At 62.4% G+C, this 12725-nt stretch carries 12 protein-coding genes and 1 pseudogene; 7 read left to right on the forward strand and 6 right to left on the reverse strand.

Annotation, left to right across the window (positions count from 1 at the left end; all coding sequences use genetic code 11):
- The first annotated feature begins 44 nt into the window (after positions 1-44).
- Both ACZK2R_RS01815 and ACZK2R_RS01820 read left to right on the forward strand, forming a co-directional pair.
- Positions 45-635, forward strand: a complete 591-nt coding sequence (locus ACZK2R_RS01815) for a malonic semialdehyde reductase (RefSeq protein ID WP_478487728.1) — start codon at positions 45-47, stop codon at positions 633-635.
- An 86-nt stretch (positions 636-721) separates the two neighbouring features.
- A complete protein-coding gene (locus tag ACZK2R_RS01820; RefSeq protein ID WP_080291836.1) occupies positions 722-1429 on the forward strand; it encodes a YceI family protein in 708 nt (235 codons plus the stop codon).
- A 222-nt stretch (positions 1430-1651) separates the two neighbouring features.
- On the opposite strand, the gene ACZK2R_RS01825 is transcribed toward ACZK2R_RS01820, so the two are convergent.
- Positions 1652-2053: a hypothetical protein gene (locus ACZK2R_RS01825; protein WP_125895978.1), complete on the reverse strand. Its 402-nt coding sequence runs from the start codon at positions 2051-2053 to the stop codon at positions 1652-1654.
- 210 nt (positions 2054-2263) lie between these two features.
- Here ACZK2R_RS01825 and ACZK2R_RS01830 point away from each other — a divergent pair, with 210 nt between their 5' ends.
- Entirely contained in the window at positions 2264-3097 is an 834-nt protein-coding gene (locus tag ACZK2R_RS01830; RefSeq protein ID WP_180838268.1) for a hypothetical protein, read from the forward strand.
- A 94-nt stretch (positions 3098-3191) separates the two neighbouring features.
- Here the strand turns inward: ACZK2R_RS01830 and ACZK2R_RS01835 are convergent, their stop codons facing one another.
- Together ACZK2R_RS01835 and ACZK2R_RS01840 are read right to left on the reverse strand one after the other, a co-directional pair.
- Positions 3192-3989 (reverse strand): siderophore-interacting protein, encoded by a 798-nt coding sequence (locus ACZK2R_RS01835; RefSeq protein WP_004139602.1) that lies wholly within the window; start codon positions 3987-3989, stop codon positions 3192-3194.
- A gap of 59 nt (positions 3990-4048) precedes the next feature.
- Positions 4049-4609: a PadR family transcriptional regulator gene (locus tag ACZK2R_RS01840; RefSeq protein WP_100438301.1), complete on the reverse strand. Its 561-nt coding sequence runs from the start codon at positions 4607-4609 to the stop codon at positions 4049-4051.
- Between the two features lie 568 nt (positions 4610-5177).
- Here ACZK2R_RS01840 and aceE point away from each other — a divergent pair.
- Both aceE and ACZK2R_RS01850 read left to right on the forward strand, forming a co-directional pair.
- Positions 5178-7865: a pyruvate dehydrogenase (acetyl-transferring), homodimeric type gene (aceE, locus tag ACZK2R_RS01845; RefSeq protein WP_125895064.1), complete on the forward strand. Its 2688-nt coding sequence runs from the start codon at positions 5178-5180 to the stop codon at positions 7863-7865.
- Positions 7866-7976: 111 nt separating this feature from the next.
- Positions 7977-8145: pseudogene (locus tag ACZK2R_RS01850) on the forward strand (IS3 family transposase); the annotation flags it as partial.
- 1125 nt (positions 8146-9270) lie between these two features.
- Here the strand turns inward: ACZK2R_RS01850 and ACZK2R_RS01855 are convergent.
- The 3 genes from ACZK2R_RS01855 to ACZK2R_RS01865 form a co-directional block, all read right to left on the reverse strand.
- Positions 9271-10077 carry a hypothetical protein gene (locus ACZK2R_RS01855; protein ID WP_180838269.1) on the reverse strand — a complete coding sequence of 269 codons (807 nt, stop codon included), beginning with the start codon at positions 10075-10077 and terminating at the stop codon, positions 9271-9273.
- Between the two features lie 28 nt (positions 10078-10105).
- Positions 10106-10606: a hypothetical protein gene (locus ACZK2R_RS01860; protein ID WP_180838270.1), complete on the reverse strand. Its 501-nt coding sequence runs from the start codon at positions 10604-10606 to the stop codon at positions 10106-10108.
- Between the two features lie 471 nt (positions 10607-11077).
- The gene (locus ACZK2R_RS01865; RefSeq protein ID WP_478487730.1) at positions 11078-11578 is read right to left on the reverse strand and encodes a hypothetical protein; all 501 of its coding nucleotides are present in this window, start codon (positions 11576-11578) and stop codon (positions 11078-11080) included.
- Between the two features lie 390 nt (positions 11579-11968).
- On the opposite strand from ACZK2R_RS01865, the gene ACZK2R_RS01870 reads away from it, so the two are divergent.
- On the forward strand, positions 11969-12226 hold the full coding sequence (locus ACZK2R_RS01870) for a macro domain-containing protein (RefSeq protein ID WP_219630987.1): 258 nt from the start codon (positions 11969-11971) through the stop codon (positions 12224-12226).
- A 156-nt stretch (positions 12227-12382) separates the two neighbouring features.
- A complete protein-coding gene (locus tag ACZK2R_RS01875) occupies positions 12383-12703 on the forward strand; it encodes a hypothetical protein (RefSeq protein ID WP_180838272.1) in 321 nt (106 codons plus the stop codon).
- The last annotated feature ends 22 nt before the right edge of the window (positions 12704-12725 follow it).

Genomic DNA, 12725 nt, shown 5'->3' on the forward strand with positions numbered 1-12725 from the left:
GCCCGCGGGCACTGACTTCCCTTAGCCGCCCTGGAGATCCACCGATGTCCCACGCGCTCGACGCTGCTGCCCTCGACCAGCTGTTCCGTACTGCCCGCACCCAGAACGCTTTCCTCGACAAGCCGGTCCCGGCCAGCCTGCTGCAGGAACTGTACGACCTGGTGAAGTGGGGCCCGACCGCCGCCAACACCACGCCGGCCCGCTTCGTCTTCGTCACCTCGAAGGAAGCGAAGGCCAAGCTGGCCCCGGCCCTGTCCGAAGGCAACCACGACAAGACCATGGCCGCCCCGGTCACCGTCATCATCGGCGTCGACCTGGACTTCCACGAGAAGCTGCCGTACCTGTTCCCGCACACCGATGCCAAGGCCTGGTTCGACGGCCCGCAGGAAGGCCGCCACGAAGCCGCCATCCGCAACGGCAGCCTGCAGGGCGCCTACCTGATCCTGGCCGCACGCGCGCTGGGCCTGGATGCCGGCCCGATGTCGGGCTTCGATGCGGCCAAGGTGGATGAAGCCTTCTTCGCCGGCACTTCCATCAAGTCGAATTTCCTGGTCAACCTGGGTTACGGTGACTCGGCGGGCCTGTTCCCGCGTCTGCCGCGCCTGTCGTTCGACGAAGCGGCGCGCATCGCGTAAGTCGCTGTATCGGTTTCGGGCCTGCCGTCCCGTGGCAGGCTCTTGCTGCACCGTGTACCCACCCTACGATCCGGAGAGTTCCTCAGATGAGCGCCACCCGTAAACTGCTGCTGCCGCTGGCCCTGACCCTGGCCATCGCCGCCTGCTCCAAGCCGGCCGATACCGCTGCCCCGGCTGCTGACGCCGCCGCCCCGGCCACCACCGAACAGGCCGCCACCCCGGCTGCCGATGCCGCTGCCGCCGCGCCGGCCGCCGAAGCGATCCAGATCGCCTCGGGCACCTACAAGCTGGACCCGACCCACACCGACGTGCTGGCCCAGTGGAGCCACTTCGGCTTCTCCAACCCCAGCGCGCACTTCGGCAACGTTGAAGGCACCCTGGTGTACAACGCCGAAGACGTGACCAAGTCCACCGTGGAAGTGAAGCTGCCGCTGAGCGGCCTGAACAGCTTCACCGCCAAGTTCGACGAGCACCTGAAGAGCGCCGACTTCTTCGACGCCTCCAAGTTCGCCGATGCCACCTTCAAGAGCACCAAGGTGGAAGCCGCTGGCACCAACAAGCTGACCGTCACCGGCGACCTGACCATCAAGGGCATCACCAAGCCGGTCACCCTGGACGTGACCGTCAACGGCGGCGGCGAGCACCCGATGGCCAAGGTTCCGGCCGCCGGCTTCGATGCCACCACCACCCTGAAGCGCAGCGATTTCGGCGTCGGCGCGTATGCCCCGAACGTCAGCGATGAAGTGAAGATCCGCATCACCACCGAAGCCACCGGCGAAAAGCCGGCCGCTTGATGCACCCCGCTCACTCGTCGTGAGAAGGCAGAAGGCCCGCTGAAAAGCGGGCCTTCTTCTTTTGGGTTCTGGTAGAGCCGGCCGCTGGCCGGCTGCATGCTAGGTGCCCGATGCTGATGGGGTTGCCGGCCAGCGGCCGGCACTACCCGGTAGGTGCCAACCTGCATCTGGTAGGTGCGGACCTGCATCTGGTGGGTGCGGACCGTTGGTCCGCACGATCCCTCAGCGCAGCGCGCCCAACCATGCCACGCACGCTTCGCTCGGGCTCTGCTTGGCTTTCACCGCCAGCCCACTCACGCGCACGAAGGTCTGCGCGGCCTGCGCCACCACCTGGCGTGCGATCAGCGCCGCCTGCTTGGTCGCGGCCTGCTGCTTGCGCAGCTGCACGATGTGCACCGACGGCCGGCCCACCGGCGCGTACTTCTGGTCGCGGCGCAGCACATCGGCCACCTGCGCCACTTCGAATTCGGCCTGCAGGTAGCGGTGTTGTGCTTCCACCAGCTCACGCAGCGGTGCGCGCAGGGCAGCGGTGTCGGCGAAGGCGGCCAGGGCCGCATCGCAGGCGGCGTCATCGGCAAAGCGGGTACGCAGCGCATCCACGCTGGCCAGGGTCAGTTTGGCCATGTGGCCCTCGTTGCTGCAGGAAAGGAGCGCGATTGTCGCATTGCTTGGCGTGCTCCGGGCCGGGAGGCTTTCGCTTTGGTAGAGTCGACTGTCAGTCAACTGCTCTTGGCGCGATGCCGGAAACCCCCGCGCTGCGCGCGATAGTCGACTAACAGTCGACTCTACCTGGCTGGCATTTCAGGCGCAGCCGCATCCACGGAAGGAAGACCCATGCAGGACACGCAGTACTGGTTGAACGAATTCTGGACGGGCCTGAGCGTGCTCGATCTGCTGGGCGGCAGCGTGCTCGGTACGCTGCTTGGCCTGGTGCTGGGCATCTTTGCCTGGCGCTGGCTGCACCGCCGGGGTTGGTTGCAGCGGCGCAAGCGCTGGCATCACTGGCTGCTGGCCAGCTACGTGGTGCTGCTGCCGCTGGCCACCGCCTTCTTCGGCCTGCAGCTGGGCTTCACTGCCGGTGCGCACCGCGCGCTGTTCAAGCAGCTCGATCATTTCCAGCCGCACCTGCAGACCCTGGTGGAAGGCTGGAGCGAAGGCTTCACCGATTCACTGGACGACCCGCGCATGCGCGAGGCATTGCGCAGCCAGGGCACGGTGGGCGATGTGGCCGACACCATCGCCTCGGCCTACCTCAGCGAACATCCGTTGCCCGGTCTTGATCGTCTTGGCAACGGCCCGTTGGCGCGCGGCACCGGTTGGGTGATCGGCAAAGTGCGCGAAGGCCTGCTGCGCGGCATGGTGGAAGACACGCTGGTGGACAAGGCCGGCACGCTCGGTCTGGAGCCCAAGGTCGTGCGCGAGGCGCTGACCATGCACGTCGATGAGCTGCTGCACACCCGTGGCGTGCTGCGGCTGGTGAAGGCGCAGATCAACGGCATGATGCCCGGCGTGTACTTCGGGCTGCTGTTGCCGTTGCTGATCATCGCGCTGCTGGTGGCGCTGGAGATCTGGGCCGCGCAGCGGTTCGGGTGGACGCGGCAGGTGGCATCCAACGCGGTAGTGCCGGCCGCTGGCCGGCAACTGCAGGTTCCTGCCGAAGGTTCATGAGGTTGCTGGCCAGCGGCCGGCACTACCCATCGGAGGGCGTGCGGACCAACGGTCCGCACCCACCAAGCAGGGTCCGCACCCACCGGCTGCCCGATCAATCGCCGTCGGTTTCGTCCGGGTGGGCCTTCCAGTAGCCGGTGGAACGGATCCAGTCGCGCGGCACGCCCAGGTGGCCTTCGATGAACTTACGCATCATCCGCGCGCGGCGCGATTCGGTGGCGATCCAGTAGAAGACATCGCCGTCCGGGGCTTCGAAGTCGGTCAGCATGTCTTCCAGCAGCGTGCTGCTCGCTGCCGGAAAGCCATTGCGCTCCAGCCAGTGGATACGCACGTTCTCGTACTGCGGCAGGTCCTGGCGTTCGGCTTCATCGCTCACTTCGATGAAGGCCTGCACCTCGGCATCCTCCGGCAGCACGTCCAGCCAGCGGGCGATGGCCGGCAGCGCGGTTTCATCGCCAATCAGCACATAGGCGTCGTAGCTGTCGGCCACCACGAACGAGCCGCGCGGGCCGCCGATCACCAGCGTGTCGCCAGCCTTGGCCTGCTCGGCCCACGGCCCGGCAATGCCCTGGTCGTGCAGCACGAAGTCGATGGCCAGCTCGCCGGTTTCGTGGTCCCACCAGCGCGGCGTGTAGTCGCGGGCCGGTGAGGGCTCCTTGCCGGCCGGATAGCTGCGGCCTTCGGCAGTGACCACCGGCAGCACCATCTCGCCGCTGGCATTGGGGAAGAACAGCTTGATGTGGTCGTCGGCGCCGGGCGAATCGAAACCGGCCAGCTCGGCGCCGCCCAGCACGATGCGGCGCATGTGCGGGGTGACCTCTTCGGTGCGCAGCACGGTCAGTTCACGGAAGCGCACATCCAGGCGCAGGCGCGTGTTGTTGTGTTCGGTCATGGGGTTACCTGTAAAGGTGTCGCGCAGTGCTGCGCGGCGTAGGAGAGACCTGGCTGGATTCAGTCTGGCTGGGTCGTTGAAATGGGTGGGCTCTCGCTACCGGCCGTACCGTTGAGCAGCGCGGATGCCCGCGTCAGCAGCGCCGCAACTTCTTCCGCCTCGCCCTCGGCCCAGCGGCCGTGGTGATGCACCAGCGCCCGCTTGAACTCGCGCAGGGCACCGGCCAGCGGCGGCGGCAGCGAGGCCTTGGTGATCTCGCGGGCGCGGTCGAAGGCACGCCGCTGCGCCAGGCGCACCTGGGTGCGCTGCACCTTCAGCTCGAACTCGCCGGCGGTGGTGATGCGGAAGATCCGCTTGCCGTCCACTTCCTCGGCCTCGATCCAACCGGCCTGCTCGAAGCTGGCCAGCAGCGGGTACATGGTGCCGGCGCTGGGCGTGTAGGCCTGCATGAACTGGTTGCTGATCAGCTGCATCAGCTCGTAGCCGTGGCGCGGCTGCTCGCCGATCAGGGCCAGCACCAGCAGGCGCAGGTCGCCGCGGCTGAGCACCCGCGGCTGGCCGTTGCGGCGTGGCACTTCCGGATTGGTGGAACGGGCTCTGGGAGAAGCGGTACGGCTCATTTCGATATATCGGTAAACGAGTGCGCAAACGATATATCGATATATCGAAGACGACAATCATCGATCCGGCCACAAGCAGGTCAGTTTTGGGCCACGGCCAGCCCCGCGCACAGCAAAAGGGGCGCCCCTTGCGAGGCGCCCCGGGCAACACTGTGGAAGGGAGTGAGGCAGGGCCAGACGGCGGACCGAAGCGGGCGAGGCCAACACTCGAGGCCTACCCTGAGGGCAGGGCGGGGGGCGATCCAGAGGCAGGTGCGACACGTTGTCGCCCGTTCAGCGCCAGCACGCGCAGCCGATACAGGTGGGCATGGCGCTGCCCTACAACCGTCATCGGCAGCAGTAACACTGCGTCCTGCACATGGGCGCAGCGGCCCGCAAGCGACAGCCCGCGCAGCCGCGAAGGCCTGCCGCAGGGCCGTCAACGGGCCTGGCAAGCCCCTTGCGGACACTGGCCGGTTGCATCCATACGCCTGCGTAGCCAAGTGACGAAAGCCCTTGGTGCGCTACACTTTGCGGTCTAGAAATCTATACAACAGTCGCGCGCGTGCGTGCGGTTATGGGAGCGCTAATGAACTGGTTGAACGAGGTGCTGAACAACGACCCGAATCCTGTGGAAACCCAGGAGTGGATCGAGTCGTTGAAGGCCGTTATTGATGTCGAGGGCTCCGAGCGCGCGCATCAGCTGCTGGAAGGCATGGTGGAACTGACCCGTCGTTCGGGCGCCTACCTGCCGTTCTCTCCCACCACCGAGTACGTCAATACCATCGAGCCGCAGCTCGAGGCCAAGAGCCCGGGCAATGCCGAGCTGGAATGGCGCATCCGTTCGATCATCCGCTGGAACGCGATGGCCACCGTGGTCCGCGCCAACCGCAAGCCGGGTGACCTGGGCGGCCACATCGCCTCGTTCGCCTCCGGCGCCACCCTGTACGACGTGGGCTTCAACCACTTCTGGCGCGCCCCGAGCGAAAACCACCCGGGCGACCTGCTGTTCATCCAGGGCCACAGCGCCCCGGGCATCTATGCGCGTTCCTTCCTGGAAGGCCGCATCAGCGAAGAACAGCTGGACAAGTTCCGCATGGAAGTGGACGGCGGTGGCCTGTCCTCGTACCCGCACCCGTGGCTGATGCCGGAATACTGGCAGACCCCGACCGTGTCGATGGGCCTGGGCCCGCTGGCCGCCATCTACCAGGCGCAGTTCATGCGCTACCTGGAAAACCGTGGCCTGATCGAGAAGTCCGACCGCAAGGTGTGGTGCTTCATCGGCGACGGCGAGAGCGACGAGCCGGAAACCCTGGGTGCCATCGCCCTGGCCGGCCGTGAAGGCCTGGACAACCTGATCTTCGTGGTGAACTGCAACCTGCAGCGCCTGGACGGCCCGGTGCGCGGCAACGGCAAGATCATCCAGGAACTGGAAGGCGTGTTCCGTGGCGGCGGCTGGAACGTGATCAAGCTGCTGTGGGGCGGTTACTGGGATGCCCTGCTGGCCAAGGACAGCGACGGCGTGCTGAAGAAGCTGATGATGGAAACCGTCGACGGCGAATACCAGAACTGCAAGGCCTTCGGCGGCGCGTATACCCGCGAGCATTTCTTCGGCAAGTACCCGGAAACCGCTGCGATGGTTGCCGGCCTGAGCGACGACGACATCTGGCGCCTGAACCGTGGTGGCCACGACCCGCACAAGGTGTACGCCGCCTACCACCAGGCCGTGAACACCAAGGGCATGCCGACCGTCATCCTGGCCAAGACCGTGAAGGGTTACGGCATGGGCAGCGCCGGTGAGGCACTGAACCCGACCCACCAGACCAAGAAGCTGGACGACGAAGCGGTGCGCCACTTCCGCGACCGCTTCAACATTCCGGTGACCGACGCGCAGCTGGCCGATGGCCAGGTGCCGTTCTACCACCCGGGCCCGGATTCGCCGGAAGTGCAGTACCTGCAGGAACGCCGTGCCGCGCTGGGCGGCTACCTGCCGCAGCGCCGCCGCAAGGCCGACAAGACCTTCGTGGCGCCGAAGCTGGACGCCTACGAGCGCCTGCTGAAGAGCAGCGGCGAGCGCAGCTACTCCACCACCATGGCCTTCGTGCAGAGCCTGAACATCACCCTGCGCGACAAGGAACTGGGCCCGCACATCGTGCCGATCGTGGCCGACGAAGCCCGTACCTTCGGCATGGAAGGCCTGTTCCGCCAGATCGGCATCTACGCGCCGTTCGGCCAGAAGTACAAGCCGGTCGACGCCGACCAGCTGATGTTCTACCGCGAAGACCAGAGCGGCCAGGTGCTGCAGCAGGGCATCAGCGAGCCGGGCGCCATCGCCTCGTGGATGGCCGCCGGTACCAGCTACTCGGTCAGCAACGTGCCGATGCTGCCGTTCTACATCTACTACTCGATGTTCGGCTTCCAGCGCGTGGGCGACCTGGCCTGGCAGGCGGCGGACATGCGTACCCGCGGCTTCCTGCTGGGCGGCACCGCCGGCCGCACCACGCTGAACGGTGAAGGCCTGCAGCACGAAGATGGCTTCAGCCATCTGGTGGCTGGCGGCATTCCGAACGTGCGCAGCTACGACCCGACCTTCGGCTTCGAAGTGACCGTGGTGCTGCAGCACGGCACCAAGCGCATGATGGAAGACCAGGTGGACGAGTATTACTACGTCACCCTGATGAACGAAAACTACACCCACCCGGAAATGCCGGAAGGTGCCGCCGAAGGCATCATCAAGGGCATGTACCTGCTGACCGACGCCGGCAAGCCGAAGAAGGGCGAGCTGCGCGTGCAGTTGCTGGGTTCGGGCACCATCCTGCGCGAAGCCATTGCCGCGGCCGAGCTGCTGGACAAGGACTTCGGCGTGACCGCCGACATCTGGAGCTGCCCGAGCTTCAACGAACTGCGTCGCGATGGTTTCGACGTGGAGCGTGCCAACCGCCTGCATCCGGAAGGTGAGCAGCGCAAGGCCTACGTGACCGAGCTGCTGGAAGGCCGCCAGGGCCCGGCGATTGCCGCCACCGACTACGTGCGTGCGTATGCGGACCAGATCCGCGCGTTCGTGCCGATGTCGTACACCGTGCTGGGTACGGATGGGTTTGGTCGCTCGGATACGCGTGCGAACCTGCGCCGGTTCTTCGAGGTGGATCGGTACTACATCGCGCATGCCGCGATTGCAGCGCTGGCGAAGGAAGGGAAGATGACCGCGAAGGACGTGGCCCGGGCGATCAAGCAGTACAAGATTGATCCGGAGAAGGCTAATCCTGTTGGGGTTTGATTTCGTCAATTAATTGACGTGAGAAAGGGCGGCCATTGGCCGCCCTTTTTTCTATAAATGACCCGCCCTGAATTGGGTTGACACCTTTTCCCTCTGGAAAAGGAATGCTCAATGAAATCAACAATCAGGCGCAGCCAGCGGGATTACTCGCTGGCCTTCAAGTTGTCGGTGGTAGATCAGGTCGAACGCGGGGAGCTGACCTACAAAAAGGCCCAAGAGCGCTATGGGATTCAAGGTCGTAGCACGGTGCTTACCTGGCTTCGCCGACATGGTCGGCAATACTGCGCGGCTGGGGCATCATTTCCTCCCATGAGCACTGTCCCCAAAGCCGGAGCGGCCAAACTGACCTGCTTAGAGGCGCATCTTCGCAAGCGCCTGTAGTGGTTCCATGTGGCGGAGGAATCAGCGTGTCCTTCGGACACCGTGTGGACTATAATGAACGAACGGGATCAATTGATCCCACCTTCTTGACGCCAAATTCGGCGCGCATTGAGGCGAAGTTCGAGTCCTCGTTTGGGTTGAGTGCTTCCCTGGTGGTTGATGCAGCTGTCATCACTAAGGAGAAACATATGACTGTAAACACTCGCACTGTAAGTATTGTTCCGCACACGTCTGGCCAAGGAAGTGTTGGTGCTCGCGCCGGCTCTGTCACGGCGGCGGCTGGTCAGCAGACCACGGTTTGCGACGACGACTCAGGATGGGTCTTCGGTCTGTCTGCCCGTGCTTGGTTCAAGAAAGCTATGTGGTCTATTTGGTTAGTGGCGTGCCTCTCGCGGAGCCCAGTCGGGGAAGAGCTACAACCCAAATTGAAGGATGGATTCGCCTGCGTGTGACGTCGTAGTCAAGGGGAGGCTAGAGGGTTCGAGTCCCTCTCTCCGCGCCAATTTTTAACCTCGCGTCCACGCGCGGTTTCAGCTCTCTCGCTAGAGCAGTGATGTAGCCCGGCCGTCTTGTGGCCGGGCCTAGCTTGGCCCTCTCTCGGCCGTGCTCGCTTAGCGATGTCTCCAAGCTGGAGGCTGTGCTCAGAGTGATCAATGAGCTTCATGACGCAGGTCTCGTGGCTTAAGGTCCTGCTTTGGATCAGGCGCACGAGTAAGCACCTGGCCCGCGGAGATTTGAGCGTGTTGAGCCCATCTGGAGGGCTGCTGGGTGACCACCATTTGTATCGCTATTAGCTGGGGAGTCGGGCTTGCGATGGATTCAACCCGCGCGAGCGGGCGGATACCGTGAAACATGGGAGGGCATCAGCCATGCGGATGATCGCCTGCCGGAGCGGAAAGCAATTCTTGAACCTCTTGGACAGGATGGTACGGGCAGCTTTGGTCTTTGGGCTGGCCCACAAGGGAGGTGAGTCTCTGGTGATGCCTCAAAATCTGGTTCAAGCCATTGATCAGCCGCTCAAAGATCAAAGGTCAACGATTGCCAGCTCAACGAGCCTTCGTGCAATTCGCTCGGAGTCGACTGCAAATCTTGCTACGAAGGTTCGGTGCTCTTGACTGGTCCGGTCAAAGCGCACCGCCCGATGACTGCTTCGCTGCACCTCCGCGCTAGGTAGGTTGATGATGATGAAGCCTAGTACTGGCTCGCGAGTGCAATCGTAATGGGAGACGAAGTTTCGAACGCATCGGATCTCTTTGCACTTCGCCTGGTCGGCATTGTCGAATCGTGACGCATAAGTTTCCCAAAGCTCCTCGATGATCAGGAAGTGCCGCCGCAGCTGCTCCTCTACGTAGCCTCCGAAATCACCCGCCTCCGCGAGCGTGCGCACCCAGCGCTCTGCGGCAAGGGGAATCTGCGGCATTTGCACAGGCGCCGCCGCGTGAATGATCGTGGCCTCACAGCGATCCGAGAACGAGACCCCATCTTGGGATGTGGCGCCCCCCTTCATCACAGGCAACCTTGGTAGGGAAACATGGAGCCGCCGAAGCTGCAGCCGTTGCCCCAAACTCAGCTCCCAGGCCAACACAAGCTGCTGCATTCGAGCATCAGTGAGTGCGATGAGGGTGTCTAAATCCGTACCGGGCGCCACTTCAGTCTGGGCAATACGCAGGGTGGCGTCGAGATTCTCGCCCTGCTCGAAGTGACATCCTGGCCACTGGGGTGGAGGCACGTAGAGCAACCTGTGAAATCCTCGGACGAGGTAAACGATCTGAAGGGCATCATCAGGCAAAACTGCGGCGCTGGGCGCAGACTGTGCATCATCGCCAATCACTAGCCCGGGCCTCCGAGTCATTTGTAGATCAACCCTTCTTAGGTCTTCTATCGGCGAGCCACTTCAATGAGCGCTCATAAACAGGTTGCGCGTTATTGTAGATGTCGTTGTAATGAACCTGGACGACCAGATCAGCTAGGGTTCTTCGGACCTGAGCCCGAAATTGATCGGAGGGGTGGTCATAGACGAGCAGCTTGATACTCTTTCCGACTCCGATAGATCTTCCATCGATGTTCCCGACGTACCATCGGAATGCCATCCAATCAGGGAGCTGAAGATACAGGGCGTCGCCCAAGATCTCTCGATCCCTAACGATGCGCAATTTTTCGACAACTAGAGGGCCAGTGCCGTTGTTGATTAAGGTCACGATGATCCTGTCTTCAAGATCGCTGCAGATAACCGCCGCCAGTGGGCGAACGGAAAGCCTATTGTGCTTTCGCTGTGCCCACAACGCGAATACTGCAACTATGAAGGCGAGGATTGCACCTACGCCCGATAATCTATCGGCGTTATCCCATAACCAGCGCATAAGTCCCCTGAGCTTAGCGGCGCTGCCGCCGCGCAGCCAGTCTAGGATAGATCAGAATCCTCGGCGACCGGAGGCAAATGGTCATGTGCTCATCGCAATTTGCGAGCCCCCTGTTTAGCTAAGTGAATTGGCGTGGCTCCTAAATGAGACCTATGACCGACTGTGCTGTCCTAGTTGTTTGCCAGGCCCGGAGCATCGCGGCACAACTGATTCCTGCGCGGAGGTTCGGCCTTGACGCTAGAGGGCAACCTGTGGGAGCTGTGCATGAGCCTGCCCATGATGGCATCGGCCAGCGAGGGATCAGGCATGAGGGCATCTGGCTGGCATTTTCCGCCTACGATGGTTGCGCTCGGCCCATCTAGTCATCGAGCAGTTACAGCAGATCGGATGGCCCGCGGTTGCGGGGCGGGGCCACGAATGTCCGGCGAGCGCCTGCTGCCACTGATGGCAAATAGTCGCAAGCTTGAGCGACTACAGTCTCCTGCTGAGCCTCAAGTAGGGAGCAAATCTCTGTTGAACCATTGAGCGCGCCCTATCAACTCCTTCTTCGCAGTCCTTGAGGCGTTCGAAGTCCGCCCTATGAACTTCATGGGCCTCCGGGGCGATCTTTGAGCAGTGGTTTGCGTACATATGGATCATGGTTCGGTGGCGGTCGATGTAGTGCAAGAAGATGGCCACATCTTTATCGAAGAGGAAGGGAGCCTCCAATAAGCTGCTCTCGAAGTTGCTAACGACTTCTCTGGGTAATAGCAGATACGCCTTGGACGGCTGGCCGTTCTTGAGGCGCGCGGATGGACCGCGTCGGGTCGAGATTTCCTCCTGCATCGCATTGAGCAACGCCACGGTCGCTTTGTAAACCACCAGCCTGCGATCGTATGAGTCCAAGCGGAGCTTAACTCTGTTTGTGTGCCACTGTGCTGCTGCCACGGCAACACCCAGCGCAGCAACGCCGGGGCCGAGACTGGCCTTCATTAGATCCAATATAGAGTCCATGCAGATGCGTAGATCCAGAGGTGAGGAGAACGTTGCCGAGCTTGAGCGCAGGTGCCCCGTGAGGGATGGCTACAGCTATGCCCAGTCGTGGAGTCATGGCCGTGAAAAGTCCTAGGGAAGATGCTGGCCCCACAGGCTCGTTATCCGTAAGATCGGCCATACATGTATTGCCTTGAGAGACCAATGGTTTCAGCCCTAGCAATACCAAGGTCTCGTGTCTTCAGATGCCGGCTAGTGCAGGAACGCACGCAAACTCACCTGCGTATGGGGCTGGCCTTTAAGCGCTAGGGTCGCGTCTCAATCCAAGGCGGCAGTCGCTACCGCTAGCCGAAGTACGCCAGTTCTGAGTGGCGCGGCGAACTGGAGTTCATGCTCAATTTTTGGACAAGCCTGCATTGCGTCTATGGGGGAAGGAATGTGTCAACGACCATCATGGGTTCGGGTATAACCCATATTTCCCAGCACCGGGGCATCTCGCCATACGAATTGTTGAAGATTATGTTGTGGGCCTGTCGGGTAGGCGAGACCCCTGTGGCGCGACCAGTCATACTCTCCCTCATCGTGGCGCGTGATCTGATAGATCGGATCAGATTTTCCGAGATTGAGGCTGCCACCCACGGGTTGTAGAGTGTAGTCGTGACTGCTTTGACGGCCTTCGCCTGTGGGGACACCAGTTTCGCAACTGACAGCAGTTGGTAGTTGACTCAAGCATTGCATGGACCGTTGTGCGGTAACTCTTCCGAGGCGCTCTCAAGCCTCGTTCACTAGGGATAGGAGACGGAAATGTCTGGATCTGGTGGTGGTAGTTTTGGGGGCGGTGGGGTTCAGGAGATTGCCTGTGACCGTCTCTCTTTTGAGACGCAGTTGAGTTCCCCCAAGCCTTCAGTCGTGGCTGGAATCAACGTCGGCGATGTCTTGTTGGTGGCCATCGAGCAGCAATTGGCTGCGCAGGTAGTGGTGATCAAGTACGGCAATCAGGTGGCCGGAGGTATTACTTCACCCAAGATGTCCCGCTTGCTCGAGTGTATGCGGCAGGGAACCCAGTACCAGGCCACGGTACTGAGCAAGGCCGGCGGCCAGGTAACCATACGCATCTCGCCTTGAGACGTAAGGCAACGAAAGGGGA

The sequence above is a fragment of the Stenotrophomonas sp. 96582_Sma genome (assembly GCF_056480905.1).

Coding starts and splice junctions, on each gene's coding strand:
- ACZK2R_RS01815 (WP_478487728.1), top strand. CDS start 45: ATGTCCCACGCGCTCGACGCTGCTGCCCTCGACCAGCTGTTCCGTACT.
- ACZK2R_RS01820 (WP_080291836.1), top strand. CDS start 722: ATGAGCGCCACCCGTAAACTGCTGCTGCCGCTGGCCCTGACCCTGGCC.
- ACZK2R_RS01825 (WP_125895978.1), bottom strand. CDS start 2,053: ATGGCCAAACTGACCCTGGCCAGCGTGGATGCGCTGCGTACCCGCTTT.
- ACZK2R_RS01830 (WP_180838268.1), top strand. CDS start 2,264: ATGCAGGACACGCAGTACTGGTTGAACGAATTCTGGACGGGCCTGAGC.
- ACZK2R_RS01835 (WP_004139602.1), bottom strand. CDS start 3,989: ATGACCGAACACAACAACACGCGCCTGCGCCTGGATGTGCGCTTCCGT.
- ACZK2R_RS01840 (WP_100438301.1), bottom strand. CDS start 4,609: ATGAGCCGTACCGCTTCTCCCAGAGCCCGTTCCACCAATCCGGAAGTG.
- aceE (WP_125895064.1), top strand. CDS start 5,178: ATGAACTGGTTGAACGAGGTGCTGAACAACGACCCGAATCCTGTGGAA.
- ACZK2R_RS01860 (WP_180838270.1), bottom strand. CDS start 10,606: ATGCGCTGGTTATGGGATAACGCCGATAGATTATCGGGCGTAGGTGCA.
- ACZK2R_RS01865 (WP_478487730.1), bottom strand. CDS start 11,578: ATGAAGGCCAGTCTCGGCCCCGGCGTTGCTGCGCTGGGTGTTGCCGTG.
- ACZK2R_RS01870 (WP_219630987.1), top strand. CDS start 11,969: ATGCTCAATTTTTGGACAAGCCTGCATTGCGTCTATGGGGGAAGGAAT.
- ACZK2R_RS01875 (WP_180838272.1), top strand. CDS start 12,383: ATGTCTGGATCTGGTGGTGGTAGTTTTGGGGGCGGTGGGGTTCAGGAG.